The 26,767-nt window shown below is 64.3% G+C and carries 25 protein-coding genes; 16 read left to right on the top strand and 9 right to left on the bottom strand.

The window, feature by feature from the left end; genetic code table 11:
* Positions 1-28 precede the first annotated feature (28 nt).
* On the bottom strand, positions 29-1,162 hold the full coding sequence (earP, locus tag ACL9RJ_RS26245; protein WP_017125859.1) for an elongation factor P maturation arginine rhamnosyltransferase EarP: 1,134 nt from the start codon (positions 1,160-1,162) through the stop codon (positions 29-31).
* Between the two features lie 125 nt (positions 1,163-1,287).
* On the opposite strand from earP, the gene ACL9RJ_RS26240 reads away from it, so the two are divergent.
* A complete protein-coding gene (locus tag ACL9RJ_RS26240; RefSeq protein ID WP_017125858.1) occupies positions 1,288-1,695 on the top strand; it encodes a hypothetical protein in 408 nt (135 codons plus the stop codon).
* Positions 1,696-1,709: 14 nt separating this feature from the next.
* Positions 1,710-2,192, top strand: a complete 483-nt coding sequence (locus tag ACL9RJ_RS26235; protein ID WP_017125857.1) for a GreA/GreB family elongation factor — start codon at positions 1,710-1,712, stop codon at positions 2,190-2,192.
* A 10-nt stretch (positions 2,193-2,202) separates the two neighbouring features.
* Here ACL9RJ_RS26235 and ACL9RJ_RS26230 read toward each other — a convergent pair whose 3' ends face one another.
* Positions 2,203-2,457, bottom strand: a complete 255-nt coding sequence (locus ACL9RJ_RS26230) for a hypothetical protein (protein WP_017125856.1) — start codon at positions 2,455-2,457, stop codon at positions 2,203-2,205.
* 166 nt (positions 2,458-2,623) lie between these two features.
* Here ACL9RJ_RS26230 and ACL9RJ_RS26225 point away from each other — a divergent pair, with 166 nt between their 5' ends.
* The 4 genes from ACL9RJ_RS26225 to ACL9RJ_RS26210 all read left to right on the top strand — a co-directional run bounded on the left by ACL9RJ_RS26225 (position 2,624) and on the right by ACL9RJ_RS26210 (position 13,588).
* Positions 2,624-2,944 (top strand): DUF883 family protein, encoded by a 321-nt coding sequence (locus tag ACL9RJ_RS26225; protein ID WP_017125855.1) that lies wholly within the window; start codon positions 2,624-2,626, stop codon positions 2,942-2,944.
* 166 nt (positions 2,945-3,110) lie between these two features.
* Positions 3,111-8,324 carry a dermonecrotic toxin domain-containing protein gene (locus ACL9RJ_RS26220; RefSeq protein ID WP_422765820.1) on the top strand — a complete coding sequence of 1,738 codons (5,214 nt, stop codon included), beginning with the start codon at positions 3,111-3,113 and terminating at the stop codon, positions 8,322-8,324.
* Between the two features lie 102 nt (positions 8,325-8,426).
* Positions 8,427-12,680, top strand: a complete 4,254-nt coding sequence (locus ACL9RJ_RS26215; protein ID WP_422765819.1) for a dermonecrotic toxin domain-containing protein — start codon at positions 8,427-8,429, stop codon at positions 12,678-12,680.
* Positions 12,677-13,588 (top strand): hypothetical protein, encoded by a 912-nt coding sequence (locus ACL9RJ_RS26210; protein WP_422765818.1) that lies wholly within the window; start codon positions 12,677-12,679, stop codon positions 13,586-13,588. The genes ACL9RJ_RS26215 and ACL9RJ_RS26210 overlap by 4 nt, the downstream gene beginning before the upstream one ends.
* Here ACL9RJ_RS26210 and ACL9RJ_RS26205 read toward each other — a convergent pair.
* The gene (locus ACL9RJ_RS26205) at positions 13,585-14,637 is read right to left on the bottom strand and encodes an Ldh family oxidoreductase (protein ID WP_042935249.1); all 1,053 of its coding nucleotides are present in this window, start codon (positions 14,635-14,637) and stop codon (positions 13,585-13,587) included. The two genes, ACL9RJ_RS26210 and ACL9RJ_RS26205, sit on opposite strands and share 4 nt — an antisense overlap.
* A 485-nt stretch (positions 14,638-15,122) precedes the next feature.
* Between ACL9RJ_RS26205 and ACL9RJ_RS26200 the strand changes: the two genes are divergently transcribed.
* Complete coding sequence (locus ACL9RJ_RS26200) at positions 15,123-16,658, top strand: NCS1 family nucleobase:cation symporter-1 (RefSeq protein ID WP_042935248.1); 1,536 nt, start codon at positions 15,123-15,125, stop codon at positions 16,656-16,658.
* 73 nt (positions 16,659-16,731) lie between these two features.
* A complete protein-coding gene (locus ACL9RJ_RS26195; protein WP_177085035.1) occupies positions 16,732-17,466 on the top strand; it encodes an aspartate/glutamate racemase family protein in 735 nt (244 codons plus the stop codon).
* 66 nt (positions 17,467-17,532) lie between these two features.
* Here ACL9RJ_RS26195 and ACL9RJ_RS26190 read toward each other — a convergent pair whose 3' ends face one another.
* The gene (locus ACL9RJ_RS26190; protein WP_422765824.1) at positions 17,533-18,459 is read right to left on the bottom strand and encodes a LysR substrate-binding domain-containing protein; all 927 of its coding nucleotides are present in this window, start codon (positions 18,457-18,459) and stop codon (positions 17,533-17,535) included.
* Positions 18,460-18,598: 139 nt separating this feature from the next.
* Here ACL9RJ_RS26190 and ACL9RJ_RS26185 point away from each other — a divergent pair, with 139 nt between their 5' ends.
* Positions 18,599-19,357, top strand: coding sequence for a 3-oxoacyl-ACP reductase family protein (locus tag ACL9RJ_RS26185; protein ID WP_017125849.1), 759 nt, complete (start codon positions 18,599-18,601; stop codon positions 19,355-19,357).
* A gap of 98 nt (positions 19,358-19,455) precedes the next feature.
* Here ACL9RJ_RS26185 and ACL9RJ_RS26180 read toward each other — a convergent pair whose 3' ends face one another.
* Positions 19,456-20,346: a LysR family transcriptional regulator gene (locus tag ACL9RJ_RS26180; RefSeq protein ID WP_212810715.1), complete on the bottom strand. Its 891-nt coding sequence runs from the start codon at positions 20,344-20,346 to the stop codon at positions 19,456-19,458.
* Between the two features lie 105 nt (positions 20,347-20,451).
* Here ACL9RJ_RS26180 and ACL9RJ_RS26175 point away from each other — a divergent pair, with 105 nt between their 5' ends.
* Positions 20,452-21,651, top strand: a complete 1,200-nt coding sequence (locus tag ACL9RJ_RS26175; RefSeq protein WP_017125847.1) for an MFS transporter — start codon at positions 20,452-20,454, stop codon at positions 21,649-21,651.
* A 144-nt stretch (positions 21,652-21,795) separates the two neighbouring features.
* Here the strand turns inward: ACL9RJ_RS26175 and ACL9RJ_RS26170 are convergent, their stop codons facing one another.
* Positions 21,796-22,512, bottom strand: coding sequence for an HAD-IA family hydrolase (locus tag ACL9RJ_RS26170; protein WP_212810714.1), 717 nt, complete (start codon positions 22,510-22,512; stop codon positions 21,796-21,798).
* A gap of 194 nt (positions 22,513-22,706) precedes the next feature.
* Here ACL9RJ_RS26170 and ACL9RJ_RS26165 point away from each other — a divergent pair, with 194 nt between their 5' ends.
* The 3 genes from ACL9RJ_RS26165 (at position 22,707) to ACL9RJ_RS26155 (ending at position 23,886) form a co-directional block, all read left to right on the top strand.
* On the top strand, positions 22,707-23,006 hold the full coding sequence (locus ACL9RJ_RS26165; RefSeq protein ID WP_177085041.1) for a DUF6388 family protein: 300 nt from the start codon (positions 22,707-22,709) through the stop codon (positions 23,004-23,006).
* 96 nt (positions 23,007-23,102) lie between these two features.
* Positions 23,103-23,441: a hypothetical protein gene (locus ACL9RJ_RS26160; protein ID WP_177085043.1), complete on the top strand. Its 339-nt coding sequence runs from the start codon at positions 23,103-23,105 to the stop codon at positions 23,439-23,441.
* Positions 23,442-23,505: 64 nt separating this feature from the next.
* The gene (locus ACL9RJ_RS26155) at positions 23,506-23,886 is read left to right on the top strand and encodes a Rho termination factor N-terminal domain-containing protein (RefSeq protein WP_177118907.1); all 381 of its coding nucleotides are present in this window, start codon (positions 23,506-23,508) and stop codon (positions 23,884-23,886) included.
* A 25-nt stretch (positions 23,887-23,911) separates the two neighbouring features.
* Here the strand turns inward: ACL9RJ_RS26155 and ACL9RJ_RS26150 are convergent, their stop codons facing one another.
* Positions 23,912-24,172, bottom strand: coding sequence for a DUF1652 domain-containing protein (locus tag ACL9RJ_RS26150; protein WP_017123955.1), 261 nt, complete (start codon positions 24,170-24,172; stop codon positions 23,912-23,914).
* A gap of 215 nt (positions 24,173-24,387) precedes the next feature.
* Here ACL9RJ_RS26150 and ACL9RJ_RS26145 point away from each other — a divergent pair, with 215 nt between their 5' ends.
* Positions 24,388-24,675, top strand: coding sequence for a hypothetical protein (locus ACL9RJ_RS26145; RefSeq protein WP_177118906.1), 288 nt, complete (start codon positions 24,388-24,390; stop codon positions 24,673-24,675).
* Here ACL9RJ_RS26145 and ACL9RJ_RS26140 read toward each other — a convergent pair.
* Positions 24,660-25,178 (bottom strand): DUF4142 domain-containing protein, encoded by a 519-nt coding sequence (locus ACL9RJ_RS26140; RefSeq protein WP_103032903.1) that lies wholly within the window; start codon positions 25,176-25,178, stop codon positions 24,660-24,662. The genes ACL9RJ_RS26145 and ACL9RJ_RS26140 overlap by 16 nt on opposite strands.
* 436 nt (positions 25,179-25,614) lie before the next feature.
* Between ACL9RJ_RS26140 and ACL9RJ_RS26135 the strand changes: the two genes are divergently transcribed.
* On the top strand, positions 25,615-25,818 hold the full coding sequence (locus ACL9RJ_RS26135; RefSeq protein WP_370591014.1) for a hypothetical protein: 204 nt from the start codon (positions 25,615-25,617) through the stop codon (positions 25,816-25,818).
* Between the two features lie 21 nt (positions 25,819-25,839).
* On the opposite strand, the gene ACL9RJ_RS26130 is transcribed toward ACL9RJ_RS26135, so the two are convergent.
* A complete protein-coding gene (locus ACL9RJ_RS26130) occupies positions 25,840-26,181 on the bottom strand; it encodes a DUF6388 family protein (protein WP_422765817.1) in 342 nt (113 codons plus the stop codon).
* Between the two features lie 149 nt (positions 26,182-26,330).
* Here ACL9RJ_RS26130 and ACL9RJ_RS26125 point away from each other — a divergent pair, with 149 nt between their 5' ends.
* A complete protein-coding gene (locus tag ACL9RJ_RS26125) occupies positions 26,331-26,759 on the top strand; it encodes a TOBE domain-containing protein (protein WP_422765816.1) in 429 nt (142 codons plus the stop codon).
* Positions 26,760-26,767 lie beyond the last annotated feature (8 nt).

Below are 26,767 nucleotides of genomic sequence, written 5' to 3'. Positions count from 1 at the left end.
TGGGATGTACATAAATCTAGGCCGCGTATCATATCCAATTTAGGTAAAGCTTCACCAGCGCCGTGGCAAGATCGGGCCGCGAAGCCTGTTCCAGACACCAGCGTTCGGCGTGTTCGGCCAGTTCCCGCTCGTTGCGCAGCACCGCCGACCAGCTTTCACCCACCCCGTTTCCACTGTTCCAGGCCCGCCACCAGCCACTGAAAGCGGCCAGGGCCGGCTCGGACAGGCCCCGGGTGTACAGCGCGAGAAACGCTTCCAGCTTGTCCAGGTGGATATCGTCCTCCTGTCGGTAGATATGCCAGAGCAACGGCCGGCCGGCCCATTGCGCGCGAATGAACGAGTCTTCGCCGCGTACGGCGTTGAAATCGCAGCTCCAGAGCAGGCGGTCATAGGCTTGCTGGGGGACGAACGGCAGCACCTGCACCGTCAGGGCCCGACGTGTCTCGATGGCGCCGGCCCGCAACTCACCGCTGCCCAGCCAGCGCTGGACATCCGCCAGTACCCGGCCTTCGGGCACCAATAGCCGGGTCGGGCGGCTATCGGCCGCCAGGGCTTCGAGCCAACTGGCCACGCCCTCGTTCTCGTAGGCGAACAACGAGATCAACCGCTCGCCATCCGTCGGATCGACGTCCAGGCCACGCAGGAAATCCCGGCGTGCCGCAGGATCCGCCTGAAAGGCCCGACGCTGCTCCAGCAATCCCGCCTCACGGAGCAGGCCGCCGGTGCCCGCCTCAAACCCCGGGAAAAAGAAGAACTTCTGTACCTGCTTGTACTTGACCGAGGGCAGGCCATGGCAGCCGACAATCCAGTCCTCGGCGCTCAGGTAATCCAGGTTGAGCCACAGCGGCGTGGTCTCGCGCCGGGCCATCGCGTCCATGTAGTCGTGGGGCAACTGGCAGGCAAAGGCACCGATCACCACATCCGCCGCCGCCACCGGCTGCCAGTCGCCCGACCAGCGGCGCACCTCGACGCCCTCGCGGACCTGCTGTTCCTGTTCGATGTCGAGTTCCGGGCACAAGCGCTCGAAGGCCCGCAGATCGTCGACCCACAGGCGCACGGCCAGGCCATGCTCGGCCACCAGTTGCCGGGCCAGGCGCCAGGTCACGCCGATATCGCCATAGTTGTCGACGACGGTGCAGAAAATATCCCAGTTGGCCGGCATGCACGGGCTCCGTTTGGCAAAGGCGTCGATTGTCCGCATAAATCCTCCTGCGCAGAAGAGCCGACGTCGATTAATCTTCATGCGACAATCGCATCCTGCGAAGAACCGCCCGCCAGGAGGCCGCCATGCCTTATCGCCCACCACCGCGTCGCCGCTTGTATGTCACCCTCAATCCACTGCAGTTGACCGCCAGCATCGCGCTGGGCATCTGGCTCGGTTTCGTCGCGCTGGCCCTCACCGCCTGGCTGGTCGCCCGGCTGTTCATTGCCCAGCCGCTGGCCCCCGTCGCCGAGGCCGTCCGGCAGATCAGCCAGCCCGCCGCGCCGACCGCGCCACAAGCTCCCGGCGATTCGACGCAGATGTTCGAGCAGTACAAAGAGAATCTGCGCAAGAACGAAGAGCAGCAGCGCCTGGACCAGGCCCGCAACAGCTATCGCAACCTGTCCAATCCGAAATGCCAGTTCTGGTTGCAGCAGGACCAGACCGCGCCCAGCGACAAGAGCCGGGCCAACGTGCTGCAGTTCTGCAATTGAACCGGTTGCACGGCATGGACAAGCACGCGGTGCACCAGCGCATCATCGACACCCTGGCGGTCGATCTCGATGTCCTGCAACGGGCGGCACAAACCGCCTACGAAGCCGCGACCGACGAAGAGAACATCGCAGAGAACAAGTACGACACCCTGGGCCTGGAAGCCTCGTACCTGGCCACCGGGCAGGCCCGGCGTGTCGAGGAAATCCGTCAGGCCCTCAAGCAGTGCCGGGAACTGCCGCTGCGTCCCTACGACGATCAGGCGGGCATCCAGCTGGGCGCCCTGCTGACCCTCGAAGCCGAGAACGGCAACGAGCAGCAACTGTTCCTGGCCCCGGATGCCGCCGGCCTGAAGATCGAATGGGAGGGGCGGACGATCACCGTGATCAGCCCGCGCTCACCGCTGGGCCAGGCCCTGCTGGGCAAGTTCGACGGTGACGAGGTGCAGATCAGCGTCGGCGCCGTGCGCCAGCGCTACACCGTGACCGCCGTCAGCTGACACCGACGCCCTACTTGGCTGCCGCCATCAGGCGGTTGACCTCGCTGCGCACCATGCTGGTGTATTCCGGTGGCGACAGGGTGTCGAGTTCCGCACGTACCCATTCCGCCCACTTGCCCTTGCGCTTGGCGCGCTCGCCGAACAGGCGTGCCGCCTCGCCCTTGGCCTTGCCCAGGTTGCTCTGCCAGAGGTCGAACAGACGGGACTTCTCATCCTCGATGGCGGCACGCTCGGCCAGGGACTTGTTAGCCAGATTGAAGCTCATTGGAAAATCCTGCGGTACAAATAGAGCCGTATCTTACACTGTCGCTACACACATCCGATCGAGGATTTTGGCTGGCCGATGTGCCCGGACGGAAAATTTTGCAACTTTCCCAGGTCCCCCCGACTCCCATTATTCAGAGCATCATTCACTTGAAAGGAATATCGCCATGGCCCGTAAATCCGCCGTACAAGCTGCCGAAGACCAGATCAAGGACCAGGCCTTCAGCGAGTTGCAAGCGCTGATCCAGGAATCGGAAAAACTCTTGAAGGACAGCGCCGCGCTGGTGGGCGAGGAAGGCGAAAGCCTGCGCGCGCAGATCAGCCAGAAGCTCAAGCAGGCCCTGGACTCGGTCACCCATGTGCGCGAAAACACCAAGCCCGTGGTCGAAGCGACCGAAACCTACATCGGCGGCCATCCGTGGCAGACCGTGGCGATTTCCGCCGGCTTCGGCCTGGTGGTCGGCCTGCTGCTGGGCCGACGCGACTGATCGCACAGCGTTCCCCCGGTCCCTTGTCAGCGCGACAAGGGACACGCCTGCCACAGAACTATCTACCACCCCGCGCCCCCGCCACCCGGTAGCGTTTTTGCCATTTCCCGCGAAGCCTGGCCTGCCAGCGCCCAGCGGTTCGTCAGTACGAACGAAGGCAAAAGCCATGACTACCGATTCCTTTCCCTATGAGTTCGCCGAAGCCCTGGAACTGCGCGACACGCCCAATGACCGGGAGCGGGCGCTGAACATTTCCAGCACCGACCGCGACTGGTTGCGCAACGTCTTCCTGCCCAACCAGCAAGCCCGCCAGGCCCTCGACGATCCGATGACCGTGGAAAAATTCACGGTCGAGGCCACCGGCATCGTGCCCGTGGACCTGGCGGGGGTGTTCCTGATGAACCCGGGAACGGACGATTGCTCGTACCTCTACAGCCCGGGCTTGGGCCTGGAACATTTCGATACGCGCAGCGAGGCCACCCAGAGCCTGCTCAGCCGTTTGAACAGCGAGACGCAGCGCGACGAACTGCTGCGCTTCGTGGCGCTGGAGACCAGGAGCCGGATCCGCTTCGACGGCAACGTCCGGGTCAAGGCCGAGCCCATCGAAGGCGCGGTGTTCCTCGACCGGCGTCGCTCCGTCGACCAGCAGCAACGGCAGAATCTCCAGACCTTGAACGAGCAACTGCTCAAGCTGCCGACCCTGGCGGCGCTGCTCAACAAGATGCTCAACGACGAACTGGGCCGACGGTTTGCCGGGGTCAACCTGGCGAGCGTCAACATGACCTGTTACCGCAGCGACACGCCAGACCAGGGTAATGCCCCGCAACGGCGCCCCGTCGGCGTGCACTCCCTGGCCGACGCGCTGCTGGCGCATTACCTCGCGCAAGCCTGGCCCGCCGACCAGACCCGCGAATTCAGCGCACCCGGCTACAACGCCGTACCCGCTGACACCGCGCAGTGGGAACGCGCCATCACGGACATCTCCGGCAGCCTGAAACTGCGCCTGCACAGCGAACTGGAAAGCTACTGGAACACCGTGCTGGACAGCGGTCACTCCCGCCGCCAGTTGTTCAGCGACGTCATGGGCACCTGTTGGCGCACCGAACTGCTCAAGCAACTGCAATGGGAAAACATCAGCCCCAGGACCCACCACTGGCTAGCAGCCCTCTACCCCTACACGCCAGCGCGGCTGCGCCACACCCGCATCAAGAGCCTGGGCTACAACACCAGCAAGCCCTCCCAGACCGCGCTCGCCAATGCCTTCGTGGTGAGCGACGAATCCGTCAATCCCGGCGCGTTGTTTGTCTATGCCTACGGCAGGCTCACGCGGCTCAACGACCAGGACGCCCTGGACAGCAGCCTTCTGCGGGAGTTGCACGATACCGGCGGCACCGACGAACTGACGGAAACCCTGTCCCTGAGCGAGCTCGACGACCTGCGGCAATTTCCCGCGCTGGCCACGCAACAAGCCGCCGTCGATCAGCCGGTGTTCGAAAACCGGCTGGACGCCATTATCGCCAAGCAACGGGACAACATCGACTACGTACTGGCCCGCTACCACAGGAGTAACGGACAACTGGCTCTCGGCGCAGCCCTGGATGCGGCCCTGGACATCCGCACGATGATCAGCCGGAAACTGCAGTCGCTCGATACCCGCGAGCGCTGGAGCACCCGCCTGGACCGGTCATCGGACAAGCCCGAGCCGCCACCCGCCAAACCCACCGATGCCCAGGCCACGACACAGGACACCGCCCAGGCACACGGGCACACCCTCGAGACCCTGAAAAAACGCCTCGGCGGCGAATTGGCCAAACGTCCCGATCTCCTGACTTTCGCGCAAAACGCCTTGCACGAGGCACTGATCGACACCCGCCGGGGCAACCTGGTACCGGCCACGCTCTACATCAACCAGTACCCAAGCGCCTCCGCCGAACAACAGGGGCTTGCCCTGAGTACGTCGATCAGCCTGGCCGAACATCTGCTGGAGCGCTCGGTCGGCCTCGCCCCGCCCCTGGCCGACCGCGTCGATACGGGCCTGTTCAGCCGTGATCCCGACGGGCGATGGTCAAGGATCGACAACCTCGATATTCCCACCGCCAACCCTCTCGTCGACGCCGCCCTGCAGGACTTCCTGCCGCGCTTGTTGCGCCGCCAGCGCACGTTCTATTCCCAGAACACCCCGTTGTTGCGTGAAGCCCTGAGCAGCGCACTGCGCTACGAAGCTCGCCAGCGAGTCCTGGCCGGCACGCTGGACGACAGCGCCCGGGAACTGCTCGAAGTACTCCTCGACAGCCCGGACAGTCCGCGGCGCAAGGGCCTGCGGGGGTTTATCCCGGATGCCTTCGAACTCACCCTGAAAACCGCCGGGCCGTCGCTGCCGCGCAAGCTGTTCAACTGTTTCCTGATCACCGAGCGAGGCGGGCTGGACCCGGTCAACTCCGGGCGCGCGCTGCTCTGGACCCCGGCCGGCGGGCTCGAAGCATTCGCCTCGTTGCCCAGGGCCGAAGTCGAACTCAACCGGCGCCTGCACACCCCGGTCCAAAGCCTGTCGCTGCTGGAAAACCTGGTCGCCGCCCCGCCCCCAGCACCGCTCTGGGCGAACAATCAGCACAATGGCATGAGCATCGGCTTCGCACGCATCCGCAACGACTTCCTGACCGACCTTACCGACTCCGTGGCCGACAAGGCCCTGGGCGACCTCGCCGAAGCGGCCTCCTCGCCACTGCCGGCCGCCATCCTGCAAGGCCACTTTCAGTCCTGCCTGCTCCGACACGCCTCACTGGCGTACCTGGAAAAAGCCCTCGACGCGACACGCCATACCCGCCTGCACAGCGCGCTGCCCGCCTGGCTGGCGAGTGCCCCCGCCAGCCAGCAACTGGCCCTGGCCGAGCTGCTGGACCGACACCGGCAACAGGTCGACGCCCCCCTCGACTACCATCACGACATCCCCGATATCCGCCACTTTGCCCGGACCAAGATCGCCAGCCTGCTGAGCCGCGACTACCCCGCAGCGCGCCTGGACCCGGATGACCTGTACCTGTCGCTGCCCGACCTGGACGCGCCGGGCAGCTACACGCTGACGGACTACGCCCTGCGTCATTTCGACGAGATCGACGAGATCGACGAGATCGACGGGGCGACGGCGACACTGACCTCGGCCAACCCACTGCCGGCCGGCCTGACGGTCGCGCACCTCAATGCGCTGGTCAGGGAGGCGGGCATCGGCACCCATTACGCGGCACTGCTGGACTCCCACCTGTCCCACGGCGAGAAGGGCGTACCCGAGCGCCGCGAGCTGTTCAGCCTGCACCTGGTCTGGCAGGGCCTCGAACACGCCCTGCGCCAGTACCTGCAACACTCACTGTCCGCCGAGGCCCACGGTTTTATCCGGCACCTGCTGGGCATGCCCGACGGCGTTGCCCGTCTCCCGCTTGCCGGCAACGACATCGTCGTGTATCCGCTGGCGCTGCTGCGCCAGGCCTGGACGAGCGCGGACCGGGCCCTGGGCCTGTACCTGATCGGACGTTCCGATAACCGCGGCCCCCTGGTGCTCTTCAGCCCGTATGGCGAACAACCGGCCTTTCGCGAGTATGGCAACGAAACGCAGCTCATGAGCGAGCTCGGCCGTCCCGGACCGCTGCGCCAGCTGGTGCTCGGCAGGCTTGCCAGCGGCGTGCGCCAGTTCTACGGCGAACAGGTCTTCAGTCGCCAGACCGTCAGTGCCGTCTGGAACGCCTTCAAGGGCAATTTCCTCCACCGGCTGTACCACGACATGACCGCCCTGCTGAAAGATCAACTGGGACTGCAAGACTCCCGAGGCCATCAGTCGGCCTGGAGCACGGTAGTCCACCTGCTCGGCAATCAACTGCACCAGGACGCCCGCTTCATGCTCGGCCGCTTGCGCATGCCCTGGTTGATCTGGCAAACCCTGCCACGGTTCAAGGAGGCCGCGGACAAGGCCTGGCAAGGTCACTGGACAGTGGCCCTGGAGGAGTTCACCCGTGCCCTGGCGCAACTGGCCCTGGCCCGCGAGGCGCCGACAGCCAGCGCCTTGGTCGAATTGCCGAAGCCCGCGCAGGAACCCGTCCCGGCAGCCGCCCCGGTCGAGTCCCCCTTCCCACGATGGCCGGGTTGGGCAGACATACCGTTGACCCGGGAACAGCAGGACCGTGTGCTCGGCTATGAAGCCCGGGATATCGCCCTGAACGACCTGGAGCATGACACCGTCCCGGGCATCCATACCGACCCGGGCACCCGGCGCCAGTACGCCGCCGTCGGCGGACGGGTGTTCCAGGTACGGAACGAGGACCGGCGCTGGCGCATCGTCAGCGATCAGGAACCCGGCCCCTGGCTCAGAAAGGACCAGCAGGGCCAGTGGGAACTGGACCTCAAGGGGCGCTTGCTCGGTGGCGGAGATGGCGGTCGCCTGGTGGACCGTATCAATACCCGGCAGACCGTGGGCCGTGAAATCAAGGTACTGGCCACGGGCATGAAAGCGATCAGGCTTCTTTACCCGGACAAGGCCCGGCAGATCAGGCAGGCCCATGCCTTGGCCGTCACCTACCTGAGAAACGCCAGGCAACGCCTGCAATCACTGGCCGCCAGCACGCGGCTCGACAGCCAGCGCCAGATTTATCTCCAGGAGTTCTTTGGCCTCAAAACCATCAGTCGGGGTCTGAACCAGAGAATCGGCAGGATGCTCGACAAGCTGCTCATGGAACTGCTGTCCCCTGCCCGCTCTCCCGACCTCTCGGAGCTCTATGTCCTCGGCGCCGCCCGGACACCGGAGAGGATGTGCGCGGCCTTCGTGGTGACCTGCGACCATACCCGCAAGATCTACCTGAACGAGCTGTTCTTCGAACCCGGCCTGGAGGTCTATGAGCCCATCCGGCCGAGGACCTTCAACAGCGTCCTGCACAACATGGCCACCATCCTGCTCCACGAGTTCAGCCATATCGTCTTCAATACCGTGGACATCGCCTACCTCGATGCCTTCCGACCCTTCTACGACCTGATCGACACCACCACCATCGACGGGCGTGAACGACAGGACACATTGCGGGAGCTGCAGGAAACGGCCCTCTCTTCGCGGACTCCCAGCCAACAGCTGTTCAGGGTCGAAGACGAGATCACCGGCACCTGGCACGATATCGAGGATGAACCGTACAAGCGGGTCCTGGCACTGACACGCAGCCCCGACCTGCACCACGCCCGGCGAAAATTCCAGGAAGACGACGCCAGGCGCATCGATGTCATCCTCGCCAACGCGGACTCCGTGGCGTTGTTCATCAGCTACCTGGGGCGTCCCACGGAGTTCTACCCGATCTTCAGCGGGACACCCCGCCAGGAGCAGGGCTCCACGCAAGCCAGCAGTATCTAACGCCGTCCGCCGACTCGCCGCCTGTAGCGTCGATACCCTTCAAGAGCGATGCCCGGCCCCTGCGGGCATCGCCCGTCGTCAACACGAACGAAGGCACCGCACATGTCCGGCAATCCCCCCGTCTATTACCTGTCCCAGGCCCTGGAGCTGCATGAAACCTCCAGTGAACTGGAAACCTCCCTGCACATCCAGACCAGCGAGCGCGACTGGCTCAGAGACCTCTTCCTGCCCAGCCACGACGCCCGCCAGGCACTCGATATCCCCATGTCCGTCGATAAACTGTTCCTCGTCGCGCAGGGCTCTCCTCCCGCCGACCTGGCCGGCACCTTCCTGGTCAGCGGCCCATCCGGCCACTCGGTATTCCTCTGCACCCCGGCGTTCGGCCTGGAGCGCTTCGCCACCCGCCAACTGGCTTCCAGCAAGCTGCTCGAACGCTTGAAGGTGAGCGGGCAACGCGACGAACTGCTGCGCTTCGTTCCCCTCGGCATCAGGACAGCGATCCGTCATGCAGCTTCACCTTCCCTGGTGGCCGAACCTATTCGCGGGGTGGTCCTGAGCGAACGACGGCAATCCATCGAAAACTACCTCGACTACACCCGGACGGTCCTGAACAACGAATTGCTCAAGTTGCCCACTCTGAAAACCCTGCTCAACCAACTGCTCGAAAACAGGCTGGGCAAGCGCTTCGGCCAGGTCAGCCTGGGCGCCCTGCGGGTGATCAGCCATGTCGCGCCGCCCGCGGACAACCAGGCTGCGCCACTGCCGTCGCGGCCCCTGTCGACCCGCTCGCTGAGCGAAGCCCTGCTGGAACATTACCGCCGCGGCAGTTGGCCCGAAGGCCAGACCCGGGAGTTCGTGGCCCCCGGCTACTCCGCCTCGGCAGCGGATACCCTCGACTGGGAAAATGCGCTGGCAAACATTGCCAATCACCTCGACAGTCACCTGAAAGACCCGGTGAAAGCCTTCTGGGAAGGCACCTGCGACGACGGAGTGCCACGCCGGGAACTGTTCATCGATGCCCTGGGCACCCGTTTCCGGGCCGAACTGCTTCAGCAGGAACAGGACTGGAACACCCTCGCCCCGGAAAACTTCTACTGGTTGAGCAGGCTCTACCCACGGGATGCCGCGAGGCTCAACCTGATCACCCACTACACCCTGGGCATCGAGACCGACCAGCGCTCGTCGGTGCTGGGCAACACCTTTGTCGTGCGCAACGACCGGGAATCCCCTCCCGGCTTTTTCCTCTATGGCGCGGGTCGCCTGCAGCCCTTCGAGAACGAAGCGTCACTGCGTGCCTGGGTCAAGGTACAGGTCCAGGACCCGGGCCGGAACGCCGGTCTGCATGATGGCCTGGCCTTGCGCGAGGCCGCCGATCTGCAGGGCTCGACCATCGCCCGTATCAACCTGACAGCCACGGTCTCGTCAGCCTTCGAGACGCTGTTCCAGACCATCATCGCCAAGCAACTGGACAACCTGGAATATATCCTCGCCCGCTATCGCGCCAGCGACGGCGCCCTGGCACTGGCGACGGCCTTCGAGAGTGCGCTGGACATCCGCGCGTTGCTCGACCCGCGCCTGACGACCCTCGCCTCCCAGGGGCGCTGGAGCCATCGACTGGACCTGGTCCCCAGCGAAAATGCCCAGGCAGCGCTCTCGCCACACGCCCTGACGCCTACCCTGGAGACCGTCAGGTACCAGTTGAAAACCCTGGGCGAGCTCAAGTCCACCCTCACCGCGGGCCTGAAGAAACGGCCGACACTGCGCGCCTTCGCGTCCAGCGAGCTGTCCAGGGAACTGCTGCTTGCCCACCGGGTCACGCCGTCACCCGACACCCTGTACATCAATCACTATGCGTCCTCGCTCCCCATGCTGGGGGATACGGAGCTGCAGCCCGAACGTTCGCAGAACCTCATCGAGCATTTCCTCGAGCGCCTGACCCGACAGGCCGGGGCGCTTCCCCCGGCGACGAACACGGGACTGTTCAGCACGGACGCCGAGGGCAACTGGTCGCGTATCGCCAGCCTGGATATCACGTCGCTCAACACCGTCATCGACAGGACACTGGTGGATTTTTCCGCGCGTTACCTGCGCCGGCAACGCGCCGTGTATGGCGAACTCTCCGAGCCCCTGAGGGAGGCCGTGACCTGCGGACTGCGTCGCGAGGTGCAATTCAAGGAACTGCGCGGCGACTTGGGCAGAAGCGACCTGGAACTGCTCGACCATCTCCTCGACAGCCAGCAACGCAGCTCCCGCGGCGGCTTGCGCGGCTTCATTCCGGATGCCTTTGCGCTGACCCTCAGGGCCGATGCCAGCGCCGTGCCGATCCCGTTGCACAACTGCTTCCTGCTGACCGAGCGCGGCGGCCTCAGCACCGAGCACTCCGGGGCCGCGCTGCTCTGGACACCGGCCCAGGGCGCGGAAGCCTTTCATTCGGTCCATGATGCCGACGTCGAACTGCAGCGGCGCCTGCATGACCCCGTGGAGCGCCTGTCCCTGCTGGAGAACATCGCCAGGGGCGAACGGCCGCCGAAACTGGCCGTCGCGCCAAACCGCAACCCCCATCGCCGCGCTTACCCGGCCCTGGGCTTCGCGCTGATCGAGGACGCCTTGCGCGGCGATCGACAACACTCGCTGATCGACAAGGTGCTGGCGGACCTGACTCATGCGCTGACCGCCCCGTACTCGGGGGAAAACCTGCATCGGCACCTGCAGGCCTGTCTCGATGCCCACCTGACCATCGCCCCTCTCGAGAAAGCCCTGCAGGCCGCGGAAAGTACCGCGCTGCACCTGGCCCTGCCGCCCTGGCTGGCTGGCACCACGGAGCACCGCCAGTTCGCCCTGGCCAGCCTGCTCGACCGCTACCGCCAGCAGGCCGCCACGACCGGGGACTACCACCAGGACATCCCCGATATCCGCGACAACGCCAGGACCCGGATCATCAGCCTGCTCTCGCGGGACTTTCCGGCAACCCGCCTCGACCCCGACAAGATCAGGATCTCCCTGAAACGGCAGGATGTCACCACCTCCGAGTCGCTGACCGACTTCGCCTTGCGCCACTTCGACGATATCGACCAGAGCCTGCTCATCGTTCGTTCGCTGGACGGTCCCTTCCCGCAAGACCTGACCGCCAACCATCTGAGGACGCTGGTAAAGGAAGCGGCCATTGGCAGTCACTTCGCCAATCTGCTCGACGCCTTCCTCAGCGGGGGTCGGGAGGCGCTGACCCGGCGTCGCCCGGCCTTTGCCCGGCACTGCTACTGGCAGGGGCTGATGCACGCCTTCACCCAGGTGATCGACAACAGCCTGTCCGCCGTCGCTCATGGTTTCATCAAACACCTGCTGGCGATGCCGGACGGCCTCGCCAGGGAGCCTCTGAACGGGCGCAGGATCGACCTTCGTCCGCTGGAACTGATCAGCACCACCCATGCGATTCCCGAGCCCGTCGCGGGTTTCTACATGATCGGCCCGCCCCCCGACGAGCCCGGCCCGCACATCCTGTTCAGCCCCCAGGGCACATTGCCGGTGTTCAAGGAGTATGCCGACAAGACCACCTTTATCGACGACCTCAAGACCTCGGGCGAGCTGCAGCGACGAATCCTCGAAAGACTGGCCCACGACAAGCGCGACCACTATGCGCAGCACGTGTTCGCGGCACAGCGGGCGATCATGCAAATCAGTGACAACCCCGTGCGAGGCAATCTCTTCCACCGGCTCTACCAGGATACGAGCGCGCTGCTCAAGGACATGCTCGGCCAGCAGAACGTACAGGATCAGGGCACGGTCTGGAGCAACGTCCTGTCCTGGCTCAAGGGTGGTCTTTACCAGGGGCAGAGCCAATTGCTGGGGCGCTTGCGCCTGCCGCTGCTGATCTGGCAGACGCTGACACGCCTCAAGGATGCCGCGGACAAGGGCTGGCAAGGTCGCTGGAGCGAGGCGATCGAAGAATTCGTCGTCAGCCTGGCCCAACTGGCCGTGGCGCGCAAAGGGGCGCGCGGGCTGGAAGTGGCAAGCCTGACACCCACTAACGGCGCGGCGGTCGTCGAATCGCCCTTCCCCACGCCACCCTGGGCAGACAGCCAACTGACGCCTGGGCAAAAGTCCGCGATCCTCGACCACGAAGCCCGCGAAGTGACCTTGCAGGACATGACCCTCGACCCGGCCACGGGGCTCTACCGCGACGCGACGAGCCAGCGCGTATTCGTCGCGGTCGGCGGCAGGGTCTTCGAGGTACAGGGGGATCTTCGGCGCTGGCGCATCGTCAAGGACCAGGCCCTGGGCCCCTGGCTGAAACAGGGCGCGGACAAACGCTGGTCGTTCGATTTGGAAGGCCACTGCATCGAAGGATCGCGGCCATGAAACTGCTCGACTCTTGCCTCAATCGCCGCACCATCAGCCAGGAAATCCGTGTCCAGGCCATCGGCATTCCCTGTATCCGCAGGCTCTTTCCCAACCGCGCCCGGCTGATTCAGCGCGGCCATGAACAGGCGCTGGCCTATGTGACCGAAGCCCTCCTGAACCTGGACAAGCTCTTTTCCAGCGCCCGCCTCGATCGCCGACGCCGGCTCTTTGTCGAACAGTTCTTCGACATGCCCTCGGTGAGCGCCTTCACCCTGGGCAAGATCAGGGTCCTGGCACACCGGCTGCTGGGAGAACTGCTCGATCCCTCGCTCAACCCCGAAACCTCGTCGCGTTATGTGGTCGGCACGGCCATCCATCCCGAACACAGCGTCCAGGCCTTCACCCTGCTCAACGAGCCCATCCGGAAAATCTACCTGACCGAGCGCTTCTTCGATCCCGGCTTCGATGCCTACCTGCCCCTGCGCCCCAGGACCTTCGACCTGCTGGGGCACAGCATGGCGACCGTCCTGCTGCATGAAATCAGCCACCTGGCCTTCGACACGCTCGACCTGGTCTACGTGGATGCCAATCGTCCCTTCCTCGACCTGCTGGAGACCGTCACGGCCGAGGGAAAACAGCGCTACAGCGCACTGGAACAGATTCAGAAACACGCCCTGTCGAGCAGCACACCCGCCGCACAACTGTTCCGGGAACTCGACGACTACGACCTGCGCTGGTACGACCTGGTCGGAGCGCCGTTACAGCGGGTGCTGCAACTGACCGGCACGCGGGATCTGGACGAAGCCCGCCGGGTGTTCTTTTCCGATGCGGACAAGCGGGTCGACGTGATGCTGAGCAACGCCGACTCCCTGGCCCTGTTGCTCGCTCACCTGGGGCGGTCGCCCGAGTTTCATCCCTTGCACTAGGCGCCGTGTGGCAACTGGGCCGGTTGTGCGGCCAGCGCGCGCAGTTGTTGCAGGTCGCTCTGCGCCAGGGCGATCCCCTCGCGCAGCGATTCGCCGCGCTGGCGGTGCCGCCGGTCGCCCGGCAGGCGTTGCAGGCCGACACCCTGCATCTGGCCGACCAGGGTCCGGGCGCGCTCGGCGAAATCCTGCCCCGCCGACTTGGCCGGGTCGATGACAATGATCAACTGTCCGGTCCATGGCGTCTTGGCACCAGGGTGTTGCGACCAGTCGAACTCGAAGGAGAAATTGCCCCCGGTAAGGGCGGCCGCGAGCAACTCGACCATCATCGACAACGCCGAGCCCTTGTGTCCGCCGAACGGCAGCAACGCGCCGCCATCGAGGATGGCCTTGGGATCGCGGGTCGGCTGGCCGTCACGGTCGACGCCGATGCCGTCCGGCAACTGCTCGCCCTTGCGCGCCGCGATCTGCACGTCGCCATGGGCCATGGCACTGGTCGCCAGGTCGAAGACGATCGGATCGCTGCCGGCGCGGGGCGCGGCGAAAGCAATCGGATTGGTGCCGAACAGCGGTCGCTCGGCGCCATGGGGGACCACGCACGTCATCGAGTTGACCACGCTCAAAGCCACCAGCCCGTCATAGGCGAACGGCTCGACATCCGGCCAGAGCGCCGCGAAATGGTGGGAATTGCGGATCGCCAGGACCGCGATCCCGGCACTGCGAGCCTTCTCCACCAGCAACTCGCGGGCAGCGGCCAATGCCGGCTGGGCAAAGCCATTGGCCGCATCGACGCGCACGAATCCCGAAGCCACATCCTCGACCACCGGGACCGCCTGGCCATCGACCCAGCCGCTGGCCAGCGTCGAAACATACCCCGGTATGCGGAAGATACCGTGGCTGTGGGCGCCATCGCGCTCGGCACTGGCGCAGTTCTCGGCCAGGACCCGCGCCACTTGTGCAGAAGTGCCATGACCCTGGAAGACCTGCTGCAGAAGCGCAACCAGATCATCGTAGGCAATGTGTTGAGTAGCCGTATCGCGAGGTGCAGACATCCGAAACTCCGATTCCGATTGGTTTTATTGGAAGAACGAGAGAAAGGCAGGGCCTGGGCAGCCGCAGGCACTATCGGGCGGCCATCGGGGAACTGTCAAATCCTGCGGAAAAGCATCGGAAATAATGTACACATCACTGTAACCATAAGTGTCACATCAATGTGCACACTTACCATCCCCGCACCAAAAAGTGACAGCCCGGCGCCCGGCCTTGTCGAGACAGGTTTTCTACAGTCGCAGCCCGTCGAATTGATAGCTGTTCAAACGGTCAAGTTATATCTCTTTAATTTCATGCGGTTAGTTTTAATCGATAAGAAAACGAAATTATCGACGAATTTTATAGATCGGAAACTGGCATAGAACTGGCTTAGCTCAACAAGCAGTTTGTATACAATTCAACTAAAACCTACATACATACGGATCACCGAGCGTTGTCCCGCCTGTTCGCCGGCGAGGTCGGCGTCCGGGGCCAGGAGCTAGCCGGAATGTCTACCAGTCTCTCCCCCCATGCCGCACTGGATCTGCCCGCCTCATCGCCCCACTCGCCCGGCCCGGATACCCCAGCGGGAGCCGTGGTCCTCAGCCCGCGCCTGCACAACCCGGACCTGGCGCCGACGCGGATCGCGGGCCGGCGCTGGGGCGGCTACAGCCTCTTCGCCCTGTGGACCAACGATGTACACAATATCGCCAACTATTCCTTTGCCATCGGCCTCTACGCGCTGGGCCTGGGCGGCTGGCAGATCCTCTTGTCCCTGGGGATCGGCGCGGCACTGGTGTACTTCTTCATGAACCTCTCCGGCTATATGGGACAGAAGACCGGCGTGCCCTTTCCGGTGATCAGCCGTATCAGCTTCGGCATCCATGGCGCACAACTTCCCGCCTTGATCCGGGCGGTGATCGCCATTGCCTGGTTCGGCATCCAGACCTATCTCGCCTCGGTGGTCTTCCGGGTGCTGCTGACGGCCATCCACCCCGGTTTCGCCGACTATGATCACAACTCGATTCTCGGCCTGTCGACCCTCGGCTGGGCCTGCTTCGTGATCATCTGGTTCGTGCAGTTGCTGATCCTCGCCTATGGCATGGAGATGGTCCGCCGCTACGAGGGCTTCGCCGGGCCGGTGATCCTGTGCACCGTCGCCGCCCTGGCCGGGTGGATGTACACCCAGGCCGGCGCCACCATCGCCTGGTCGATCCGCGAGCCGCTGAGCGGTGCCGAGATGTGGCGCAATATCTTTGCCGGCGGCGCCTTGTGGCTGTCGATCTACGGCACGCTGATCCTCAATTTCTGTGACTTCGCACGCTCGTCGCCGAGCCGCCGGACCATCCTGATCGGCAACTTCTGGGGGCTGCCGGTGAACATCCTGGTGTTTGCCAGCATCACCGTGCTGCTCTGCGGCGCGCAGTTCCAGATCAACGGCCATGTGATCCAGAGCCCGACCGAAATCATCGCCTCGATCCCCAATACCTTCTTCCTGGTACTGGGCTGCCTGGCCTTCCTGATCGTCACCGTGGCGGTGAACATCATGGCCAACTTCGTCGCCCCGGCCTTTGTCCTCAGCAACCTCGCTCCGCGACTGCTGACCTTCCGCCGAGCCGGGCTGATCAGCGCCGCGATTGCCGTGCTGATCCTGCCGTGGAACCTCTATAACAGCCCGCTGGTGATCGTCTACTTCCTGTCCGGACTGGGAGCCCTGCTGGGGCCGCTGTACGGCGTGATCATGGTCGACTACTGGCTGCTGCGCAAAGGCCGGGTCAATGTGCCGGAACTCTACAGCGAAGATCCCAACGGCACTTATTACTACAGCCACGGGGTCAACCTGCGGGCGGTGGCCGCGTTCATTCCGGCGGCGCTGATCGCCATTGTCCTGGCCCTGGTGCCGGGGTTCGCCGCCGTCTCGCCGTTTTCCTGGATGTTCGGTGCCGGAATCGCCGGCCTGCTCTACCTGATCATCGCCAAACGCCAGGCGCATTACGCCGATGTCAGCGGCGAAGCCATCGCGGTCGACAACCTCAGTCATTGAACCTCTGTCATTGACAAACCACGGCCGGCCCGCTGCGGGCCGTGCCCACTGCCGAAGAAAAAAGGATTGCTGCATGCGGATTCTGATTGTCAACGTCAACACCACCGCCTCGATCACCGAAGCCATCGCCCGCCAGGCCCAGGCCGTCGCTGCGCCAGGCACCGAGATCGTCGGCCTGACCCCCTACTTCGGCGCCGACTCGGTGGAAGGCAATTTCGAAAGCTACCTGGCGGCCATTGCCGTGATGGACCGGGTGCTGTCCTACGACCAGCCCTATGACGCGGTGATCCAGGCCGGTTATGGCGAACACGGGCGCGAGGGCTTGCAGGAACTGCTCGATGTACCCGTGGTGGACATCACCGAAGCCGGTGCCAGCACCGCGATGTTTCTCGGCCATGCCTATTCGGTGGTCACCACCCTGGACCGCACCGTACCGCTGATCGAGGACCGGCTGAAGCTGGCCGGGCTCTATCAGCGGTGCGCCTCGGTGCGGGCCAGCGGCCTCGCGGTGCTGGAGCTGGAGCAGGATCCGCAACGGGCCGTGGACGCCATCGTGCGCCAGGCCGAACGGGCGGTGCAGGATGACAAGGCAGAAGTGATCTGCCTGGGTTGTGGCGGCATGGCCGGCCTCGATGAACAGATTCGCCAACGTACCGGCGTGCCGGTGGTGGATGGCGTGACGGCGGCGGTGACCATCGCCGAATCCCTGGTGCGCCTGGGCTTGTCGACGTCCAAGGTGCGCACCTATGCCACGCCACGGCCCAAGACCTTTACCGGTTGGCCGTTGCCTTTGCGGGAGCGTCGCTAGCCGGCGGTTGAATGGTCGCCTTCGGCGGTTCGCGAGCCAGCTCGGCTCCTGCAAGGGCAGCGTGGGTCACTGCCGGGCGTCGAAATGGGTCGCCCATTGCCGCTCGGTGAACTGTTCGATGATGAAGTCGACAAAGGCGCGGGTCTTGCCCGGCAGCAGTTTGTGCTCGGCGTAGTAGATCGAGATATTGCCGTCGTCGACATACCAGTCGGGCAGCACCCGCTGCAAGGTGCCGACCCGCAGCCAGGCCAGGGCGAACGGCATGCTCACCAGGGCGATGCCCAGGCTCTGGGCAGCCACCGCACAGGCCGCTTCCGAGTCGCTCATGGTCATGCACGCCGTCAGGTTCAACGGCTGGTGTTCCCCATCTCGACCGGTCAGTTGCCAGGTGCGCACGCGACCGGTCTGGGGCGAGCGGATGAGAATGCCGGTGCAACGGCGCAGGTCGTCGGGCGTGACGATCGGAGCCTGTTGCGCCAGGTATTCGGCGGACGCCACCAGGACCCGGTGGGCCACCGTCAGCTTGCGTGCCACCACGCCCTGGGGCAGTTCGAAGCCACCGCCGATCGCGGCATCGAAGCCCTGGCCGATCAGGTCCACCTGACGGTTGTCGAAATTCCAGTCCGGACGGATATCCGGGAAGCGCCGCATGAACTCCCCCAGCAAGGGCACGATGTACAGGCGCCCGAACACCGTGCCCATGCTGACCTTGAGCGTCCCCACCGGCCGCCCCTTGGCGCTGGCGAGGTTGGCCACGGCATTCTGGATGGTGTGCAGGCTGGCACCGACTTCGCCGAGAAACAGCTGCCCGGCCTCGGTCAGGGTCAGGCTGCGGGTACTGCGCTGGAACAGCCGCACGCCCAGGCGCGCCTCGAGCTTGGCGACACTCTTGCCGACCGCCGCGGGGGTCAGGCTCAGGCGCCGCGCCGCCTCGGCAAAGCTGCCGACTTCGGCGCTGCGGACAAAACATTCGATACTGCTGAAAGTTTCCATGATCGCCATTCACAACTTCTGGTTTACACAGACTATAACAATTACCGTCTACACAGGCAGTAATCCACAGTCGATACTCGCTTCCAACAACAAGGCCACTACCCTTTCCCTCTCACGGCCTTGAACTTTGGAGAACGACATGACCGACAACACCTTCAACAGCAACCTCAACGGCAAAGTGGCCCTGATCCAGGGTGGCTCCCGCGGCATCGGCGCCGCCATCGTCAAGCGCCTGGCAGCCCAGGGCGCGGCGGTGGCCTTCACCTACGTGAGCTCGGCGGCCAAGGCCGAGGAACTGCAGGACAGCATCATCGCCGACGGCGGCAAGGCCCTGGCGATCAAGGCCGACAGCGCCGACGCCGTGGCGATCCGCAACGCCGTGAACGCCACCGTAGAAGCCTTTGGCCGCGTCGATATCCTGGTCAACAACGCCGGTGTGCTGGCCATGGGACCCCTGGAAGATTTCAGCCTGGAAGATTTCGACCGGACCCTGGCGATCAACGTGCGCAGCGTGTTTGTCGCGACCCAGGAAGCCGCGCGGCATATGGGCGACGGCGGGCGGATCATCAATATCGGCAGCACCAACGCCGAACGCATGCCGTTCGCCGGTGGCGCCACCTACGCCATGAGCAAGTCGGCGCTGGTGGGACTGACCAAGGGCCTGGCCCGTGACCTCGGCCCGCGCGGCATCACCGTCAACAACGTGCAACCGGGTCCGGTGGACACCGACATGAACCCGGCCGACAGCGAGTTCGCCGACAGCCTGATCAGCCTGATGGCCGGCGGTCGTTATGGCCGCGTGGAAGAAATCGCCAGCTTTGTCGCCTACCTGGCGGGGCCGGAAGCCGGCTACATCACCGGGGCCAGCCTGACCATCGATGGCGGCTTCAGCGCCTGATTCGGATGATCCGCCAGCGGGTCTGACGTCTTCGCCGTGGTCCGGCGAGCCCGCGCTCATAATTGATCGTTCCCATGCTCTGCGTGGGAACGATCAAGTCACGCCAGCACCTCCCGTTTCGCCAGCGCCTGCTCCAACAACACCAGGAACGCCGCGGCCGCCGGCGTCGGTCGATGGGACCAGACCACATACAGATGCCGCGACGGCGCGTCACACACCGGTACCGTCACCACCCCGCTGAAACCTTCGGCAATCTTGCTGGGCACCAGCCCCAGCGCCAGGCCACGCCGCACGAACTCCCCCACCAGCATCACGTTGCCCGCCTCGAACTGCACCCGATGGCGCAATCCCGCCGCGGCGAAGGCTTCATCGGTCTGCCGACGCCCGGCGGTCCCGGCCTGGAAATCCACCAGCGTCTGATCCTCCAGCTGTGCCAACGGCAAACGCTCCCACTTCGTCAGCGGATGACCGGGCGGCAGCACGGCGACCAGTTCCTCCTCGGCCAGCAAACGCATCGCCAAGCCCTCGATCCGCTCTCCCGGCCAGAGCCCGACAAAGGCCAGGTCCAGGCGCCGCTCGCGCACATCAGCCATCAGCAGTTCGCTCTTGCTCATGTTCAGGTGGATATCCACCTGTGGATAAAGGCCATGGAAACGCGCCAGCAACTCCACCAGGTCGACTTCGGTCAACGAGGAAATCTTGCCGATGGACAGACTGCCGCGCACCTCCCCGGAAACCGCCGCGACTTCAGCGACGATCCGCCGTGTCGCTTCCAGTGCCGGCCGGGCACTGCGCACAAATGCCTCGCCAGCGGCGGTCAGCCGGACCTTGCGCGAGCTGCGCTCGAACAGCGGCGTGCCCAGGTATTCCTCCAGGCGCGCGATCTGGTGACTGAGCGCCGACTGGACGATATGGCAGCGCTCCGCCGCCCGGGTAAAGCTGCCCTCGTCCGCCACCGCCAGGGCGTACTCGATCTGTTTCAGGTTCACCGCGTGTATCTCGTTTCAAGATGGATGAGATGAAAACAATGCATTGGCGTCATGTTAAGACATTCCCAATACTTCGCACATCGATACCCCACAACGAGACAGGCAATGTCCGACGCCCACGCCAACACCCGACCTTTAAGCACTGCCCTGATCCTGCTGATGGCCACCGCCACCGGCCTTGCGGTGGCCAGCAACTACTACGCCCAGCCGCTGCTGCACACCATCGCCCAGCACCTGGGCCTGAGCATGGCCACCGCCGGGACCATCGTCATCACCGCCCAGTTGAGCTACGGCGCCGGGCTGTTGCTGCTGGTGCCCCTGGGGGACCTGTTCGAGCAGCGCCGGCTGATCGTGGTCATGACCCTGCTCAGCGCCCTCGGCCTGCTGATCAGCGCCTTCGCCCCCGGCTTGCCCTGGCTGCTGCTGGGCACCGCGCTGACCGGACTGTTCTCGGTGGTGGCCCAGGTCCTGGTGCCGATGGCAGCCAGCCTGACACCGCCGGAACAACGCGGGCGAGTGGTCGGAACCCTGATGAGCGGGCTGCTGCTGGGTATCCTGCTGGCGCGCACGGCGGCCGGGGCGCTGTCGTCGTTCGGCGACTGGCGGGCGATCTACCTGCTGGCGGCCGGCCTGATGTTCATCTGCGCCTTCGCCCTGTTTCGCGCCTTGCCGCAGCACCGGCAGAATGCCGGGCTGAGTTATCCGGCGCTGCTCGGTTCGGTCTTCCGCCTGTTCGTCGAAGAACCGGTGCTGCGCCTGCGGGCCGTGCTCGGCCTGCTGACCTTCTGCCTGTTCGCGCTGTTCTGGACACCGCTGGCATTCCTCCTGGCCAACCCGCCGTACCACTACTCCGATGCGGTGATCGGCCTGTTCGGCCTGGCCGGTGCCGTCGGCGCGATGGCCGCGAACCTCGCCGGGCGCATGGCGGATCGGGGCAAGGGCGAGTTCGCCACCACCATCGGGCTGCTGGCGTTGCTGCTGTCCTGGTTGCCGCTGGGTTTTGCCGGGCATTCGCTGGTGGCGCTGTTGATCGGCGTGCTGCTGCTCGACTTCGCCGTGCAACTGGTGCACGTGAGCAATCAGAACGCGGTGTTCAAGGTCCGGCCAACCGCGCGCAACCGCCTCAATGCAGGCTATATCACCTGCTATTTCATCGGCGGTGCACTGGGTTCACTGCTGGGTGCGCAGTTGTTCGGCCCGTTTGGCTGGAGTGGCATAGTCGTCGCCGGCGGGCTGATTTCCGCGCTGGCGCTGGGCGTCTGGGCCACCGTGCAGCGGCGCCTGGGGATAACAGTGTCGGCCTGATCGGGCGTACCTGGGCCGACTTCTTCGCGGGCAAGCCCGCTCCCACAAGTTCCGAGTCAGGCATAAACCTTCGTTTCAACTCGAACACTGTGGGAGCGGGCTTGCCCGCGAAGAGGCCCGCAAAGACAGCACGGCAACCCGCGTCTAGCGCAGTTCCCAGTCGATCGCCGGCAAGCCCATCGGCTCCAGGGCAAAGTGCTTGAGCGAGGTCACGATGCGGTCGGCATGATGGTATTTCTCCGCTGCCATCGCCGGGTCGGGCACCGCCACCGCGTACATGCCGGCGGCCTTTGCCGCGGTCACGCCGAACGGCGAATCCTCGAACACCAGGCAATCCTCGGGCGCAACGCCCAGGCGGCTGGCCGCCAGCAGGAAAATGTCCGGCGCCGGCTTGGCCTGGCCCACCTGCGGATCGTCGGCGGTGACAATGGTATCGAACAACGCGAACCACTCGCGGTGCAGGGTGGTCTTGAGCTCGAACGATCCCCGCGACGAGCTGGTGCCAACGGCAATCGGGATATTGTGGGCCGACAGGTGCCGCACCAGTGCCTCGGCGCCGGACATGGAACCGGCCTTGGGAAACCGCTCGCGCATCAGCGGCTCGCGCACCGCCAGGAACTCTTCTGCGCTGATCGGCAGTTCCATGGCCTCCACCACATACTGCGCCAGGTCGCCGGCGCCGCGCCCGATGATGTTCTGCTTGTGACTCCAGTCGAAGGTCCGGCCGTAACGCCCGACGATCATCTGCGTCACTTCGGAATAGATGCCCTCGGTGTCGAGCAGCAAGCCATCCATATCGAAAATCACAGCCTTTATCGGGCCCGGGGAAGAGGCGTTCCAGGAAGAGTCTGCAGCAGTCATCGCATCCGATCCGTATACAAGGAGGTTGAGGTCAGGGCGGCTCAGGTGCGGCCAGCGAAGTGCTAGCCTCGCAGAGCCGCGCGATTCTTTCCATCGTTGAATGAACTCGCTAGCATGACCGCAGCTTTTTTCCAGGTCGAAGCGCAGCCTGCAAGACAGGGCGCCGGACCATCGCATCGCACAGAGACTCCAGCATGATCCCCAAAGAATCCCGCAGCGAGGTCGCCCTCGCCAAGTTCCTCGACGCTCACCCGCACCTGCGTGAAGAAACCCGGGGCCTGAGCCCGACGGAACAACAGCAGCAATTCCAATGGGCTTTCGACGACGAAGCCGAGAACCAGGGCATCGAGCCGTGGGAGCTGACCCTGCAACTGGTCGCCGAGACACCCGCGCAACTGCAGGCCATGCGCCTGGAAGTCCACCGCGAAGTGGCCGAGGCACTGGGCATGGACTGGGACGAATACTGCTCGTTCAACGATATCGTCGAAGACTGAGCCACGACACCCTGGCCATTCGTCGCTCCATCGGCACCAACGCCCGGCACGCACAGACCAATATCAGGTAAGGACTCTCAAACAAGGAGACTCACCATGATTTCGTCAAAACTCGCGATGCTGGCGTTGACCGGCCTGCTGTCATCGGTGTCCCTGGCGACCTTCGCCGCGCAACCCACCACGGGGCCGACCAATCCGGTCCAGGAACCGAAGCCGCCGCAGCTTCCAGGCGGGATCAACCCCGACAATGACAGCGTCATCAAAAATGGCGCCCTGCCCCCCGGTAACGGCATCGACCCACGCAACCAGGGCAACGACACCGGTCGCCAGGGCGGCGTGAATACCGATGGCAACGGTCCCATCGGCAACGATACCGCGCCCGGCTCAAGCAAGGGCATGGGCTCGGGCGGCACCAGCGGTTCCCCGGTCAAGTAGATCCCCGGCGGCGGCACGGCGAGGTGCCGTCGCCTTCCTTGCAACGAGCGGAAGGAGTCTTCAGATGCCACGGGCAAGCAAAGCCAAATACACCGCCGCGCAAAAGCGCAAGGCGGCGCATATCGAATCCAGTTATGAAGCCAGGGGCCTGTCCCGCGAGGAAGCCGAGGCACGGGCCTGGGCCACGGTCAACAAACAGTCGGGGGGCGGCGAGCGCGTTGGCGGCTCAGGTCGGGACAAGGCCCCCGCCTCCAAGGCGAAAGCCCGGTCGGACTCATCAAAGCGCGCCGCGGCCAGCCGCAAGGGCTACCCCCGTGACAGCCAGGCCTCGCTGCAAACCCAGAGCAAGGCCAGCCTGCTGCAGGAAGCCCGGACCCGCAACATCGCCGGGCGCTCCACCATGCGCAAGCAGGAGCTGATCGAGGCCCTGCAGAAAGCCGGCTGACTCGCTCCCGGACCCAGGCGGGCGCCTAGCCCGCCATCCGCTCCCGCCGCCCCGATAGCGCCTGGTTGGCCGACAATTCGCCGCGCAACTGGCCCATCAGGTTGGAGATCGCCCGGGCACTGGTCAGCGCACGGCTGGAGATCCCCGTCACCAGCAGATCCACCTTGCCCGTTTGCGAATCGAAGACCTTTACCGTCAACGAAGAATCGTGGTCCACCGTACATTGGCAGCGCAGCGGCAGAAACCCGAGTTCGATGATATTGCGCAGTTCGAGAATGGAAATCACGTCGACACATCCCTAATAGAGGTGATGAAGCAGATGGAACAGCCAAGCAATCATTGCTTGTGAGTGAGCCTAGCAGGCCATAACCGCCAGCAAGGGGTTTGTCCCCGCCGGCGGCAAAAACAGTGTTTCCAGAGACGACAAATATTCTTGCGCCCCTGCGCGCAGGAGCTTCTATTCTGCTGAATAAGCCCCCTCGTCGACCTGGAGCATCTGCAATGGAATCACTGAGCAAGTCGGAAATCGAGGCCGAACTGGCCTCCCGGTTGCCCAGCTACAAAGTCGAATGCACCTTGCATTCCGACGGCACGCTGTCGGCCCTCCTCAGCGGGCCGAATGCCGATCACTTTGCCGTGACCGGCATCGTCAGGGCCGACTACAAGGGCCGCGAATCCCTGTCCCGGCTGGCCCGCGAGATCCTCGAGGAGATGGTGCTGTCGCGCCAGGGCAGCCGGACCAGCCGCCTGCAGGCGCTGACGGACAAACCCGGTCAATCGCCCTTGTGATGAGTCATCTCGAGCTTCCTGGCCATGTCCAGGTGCATCTCCAGCTTCGGCAGGGTCTGCTGGGCAAAGGCCTTCAGCTCCGGCGACTGCGAGTCGCGGGCCTCGTCCTCGAACAACTTGATGACCTGCTCATGGGACTTGATCTGGTTGGCCACATACGCCACGTCGAACGACTCGCCCTCCTGCACCTGCAGCATCAGCTTCCTGGCCTGGTCCATGATTTGCGCATCGGAGGCCATGGGCAGGTTGTGCCGGGTGGCGATCGCCTTCAGGTCGCGGTTGGCGTCGGTGTGATCCTTGATCATTTCCACGGCGTAGCTGTTGATATCGGTGGCCGTGGTTTTCTGGATCGCCAGACGACTGGTTTCAATCTCGGCGATCCCGGCCGCCGAAGCATTGTCGATAAACTCGGCGGGGGTTCCCGCCACGGCATGGGCGGTCAGGCTGGCGCCCAGGATCAGGCTGAAAAACATCGGGCGTAGTCGTTGGGCCTTGCGGCTCATGGCTGTCCTCCTGTGGGGAAAAAATCTGTCCTCTACAGGAATGGGAATGGCCGGGGCGGCAAAGGTTTAGAAAAACCGGGCCGGGACCGACGAACGGAGCCTGGGCCGCCGCCGCCCACCGCGCCAGCGGTGGAAAAAACGACAAAAAAAAGCCCGCGGGAGAGCGGGCTAAGGGAAGCTTTTGAACGAGCGAGGGCACTATAAAGGCTGGATGAACAGCTCACAGTGAAAGAATTTTCATCTTTGACCCGACGTGCTCCAGGTCATCATGACCGCCTCTTGAATCGGCCTATCCCGAAACAAGCATCAGAGAGTCATTTTCATCAGTTGGATATCTACAGACTTACACAAGTCTTCATGAGGCTGTGCGCGGAAAATCGCTTATACAGGGCCTATACCCAGCGGATTTTCAGCCATGACGCCTCCAAGGTTCATCTTGACCTATCCCTCTTCGCCCCGACACTTCGCGCTGTTGGACCAGAACGGCATCTGCCTGGGTTTCAAGAGTTGCCGCACCCCGCCCGTGAACGGCAACTGGGTGAGCGTCAACGAGATCCGCCTGTGCTGGCTTCACCACCCGCTTCCCGCCAATGTCCGCAAAGACGCGGGGGAAACCGACAGCGCCCTGATCACGCCGTAAGGCAGCGCGGCCCCCGGATCGCTACCCGGCGCTCAAGCCATGCAGGGTGCAGTACTGCGACCATTCCATCCCGGCCATCTCCGCCACCTCCCTGTGCACCTCGAGGCGTCGGCTCTCGAATTCTTCGGCACTGCCGCTGGTCAGTTGCAACGTCAGCTCCCAGGCAAACAGCCCCTGGCGCTCGGCTTCGGCTTCGAATGCTTCATGCAGGCGTTCCTCGCGGTAGCGTTGCAGGCTCTCGCCCCTGGCCTGGGCGGCCAGCGGATTGAGATGGTCGAGGGTTTCACGCACGCTCGGATGTGCGGCAAGGAAGCGTTCAAGGGCCAGTTCATACTGCTGGGGATGCTGTTCGGGTGAGGACAACTGGAAACTCCGTGGTCGGGTAGCGTCGAAAGCAGCGCTTCGCTCAAGGGTAGAACGCCGCTCGCGTTAATCAATGCCTACAAAGATACCGCGATATTTCCGTATCATGGTCGGACGATTCACACCATCCGCCACGGAGTATCCGGACAATGAAAGTCAGTGCACGCAATGTTTTCAAAGGCATCGTCAGCCAGGTCAAGGAAGGCTCGGTCAATGCCGAGGTGGGCCTGACACTGCCAGGCGGCGAACAGCTGGTGGCGGTGGTCACCCTGGAAAGCCTGAAGAGCCTGGGGATTGCCGTGGGCAAGGAAGCGATCGCCCTGATCAAGGCACCCTGGGTGATGCTGATGACCGAAGCCGGCGATATCCGTCTGTCGGCGCGCAACTGCCTGGAGGGCAAAGTGGTCAGCGTCAACGACGGTGCGGTCAACGCCGAAGTGGTGATCCAGTTGGCCGGCGGGACCGAGGTCTACGCCATCGTCACCCGGCATGCCGTGGCCGAACTGGGATTGGCGCCCGGTGTGAGCGCCACTGCCGTGATCAAGGCCTCCCATATCATTCTCGGCGTACCGGCCTGATCGGCCAC

The sequence above is a fragment of the Pseudomonas sp. Mn2068 genome (assembly GCF_049319725.1).
GTDB classification, from domain to species: Bacteria; Pseudomonadota; Gammaproteobacteria; order Pseudomonadales; family Pseudomonadaceae; genus Aquipseudomonas; species Aquipseudomonas gingeri.
Note: the sequence above shows the minus strand (reverse complement) of the source record. Positions and strands in the feature narration are given on the sequence as shown.

What these genes read in the sequence shown, in the direction of transcription:
- earP (WP_017125859.1), bottom strand. Translation starts at nt 1,162, where the DNA reads ATGCCGGCCAACTGGGATATTTTCTGCACCGTCGTCGACAACTATGGC.
- ACL9RJ_RS26240 (WP_017125858.1), top strand. Translation starts at nt 1,288, where the DNA reads ATGCCTTATCGCCCACCACCGCGTCGCCGCTTGTATGTCACCCTCAAT.
- ACL9RJ_RS26235 (WP_017125857.1), top strand. Translation starts at nt 1,710, where the DNA reads ATGGACAAGCACGCGGTGCACCAGCGCATCATCGACACCCTGGCGGTC.
- ACL9RJ_RS26230 (WP_017125856.1), bottom strand. Translation starts at nt 2,457, where the DNA reads ATGAGCTTCAATCTGGCTAACAAGTCCCTGGCCGAGCGTGCCGCCATC.
- ACL9RJ_RS26225 (WP_017125855.1), top strand. Translation starts at nt 2,624, where the DNA reads ATGGCCCGTAAATCCGCCGTACAAGCTGCCGAAGACCAGATCAAGGAC.
- ACL9RJ_RS26220 (WP_422765820.1), top strand. Translation starts at nt 3,111, where the DNA reads ATGACTACCGATTCCTTTCCCTATGAGTTCGCCGAAGCCCTGGAACTG.
- ACL9RJ_RS26215 (WP_422765819.1), top strand. Translation starts at nt 8,427, where the DNA reads ATGTCCGGCAATCCCCCCGTCTATTACCTGTCCCAGGCCCTGGAGCTG.
- ACL9RJ_RS26210 (WP_422765818.1), top strand. Translation starts at nt 12,677, where the DNA reads ATGAAACTGCTCGACTCTTGCCTCAATCGCCGCACCATCAGCCAGGAA.
- ACL9RJ_RS26205 (WP_042935249.1), bottom strand. Translation starts at nt 14,637, where the DNA reads ATGTCTGCACCTCGCGATACGGCTACTCAACACATTGCCTACGATGAT.
- ACL9RJ_RS26200 (WP_042935248.1), top strand. Translation starts at nt 15,123, where the DNA reads ATGTCTACCAGTCTCTCCCCCCATGCCGCACTGGATCTGCCCGCCTCA.
- ACL9RJ_RS26195 (WP_177085035.1), top strand. Translation starts at nt 16,732, where the DNA reads ATGCGGATTCTGATTGTCAACGTCAACACCACCGCCTCGATCACCGAA.
- ACL9RJ_RS26190 (WP_422765824.1), bottom strand. Translation starts at nt 18,459, where the DNA reads ATGGAAACTTTCAGCAGTATCGAATGTTTTGTCCGCAGCGCCGAAGTC.
- ACL9RJ_RS26185 (WP_017125849.1), top strand. Translation starts at nt 18,599, where the DNA reads ATGACCGACAACACCTTCAACAGCAACCTCAACGGCAAAGTGGCCCTG.
- ACL9RJ_RS26175 (WP_017125847.1), top strand. Translation starts at nt 20,452, where the DNA reads ATGTCCGACGCCCACGCCAACACCCGACCTTTAAGCACTGCCCTGATC.
- ACL9RJ_RS26170 (WP_212810714.1), bottom strand. Translation starts at nt 22,512, where the DNA reads ATGACTGCTGCAGACTCTTCCTGGAACGCCTCTTCCCCGGGCCCGATA.
- ACL9RJ_RS26165 (WP_177085041.1), top strand. Translation starts at nt 22,707, where the DNA reads ATGATCCCCAAAGAATCCCGCAGCGAGGTCGCCCTCGCCAAGTTCCTC.
- ACL9RJ_RS26160 (WP_177085043.1), top strand. Translation starts at nt 23,103, where the DNA reads ATGATTTCGTCAAAACTCGCGATGCTGGCGTTGACCGGCCTGCTGTCA.
- ACL9RJ_RS26155 (WP_177118907.1), top strand. Translation starts at nt 23,506, where the DNA reads ATGCCACGGGCAAGCAAAGCCAAATACACCGCCGCGCAAAAGCGCAAG.
- ACL9RJ_RS26145 (WP_177118906.1), top strand. Translation starts at nt 24,388, where the DNA reads ATGGAATCACTGAGCAAGTCGGAAATCGAGGCCGAACTGGCCTCCCGG.
- ACL9RJ_RS26140 (WP_103032903.1), bottom strand. Translation starts at nt 25,178, where the DNA reads ATGAGCCGCAAGGCCCAACGACTACGCCCGATGTTTTTCAGCCTGATC.
- ACL9RJ_RS26125 (WP_422765816.1), top strand. Translation starts at nt 26,331, where the DNA reads ATGAAAGTCAGTGCACGCAATGTTTTCAAAGGCATCGTCAGCCAGGTC.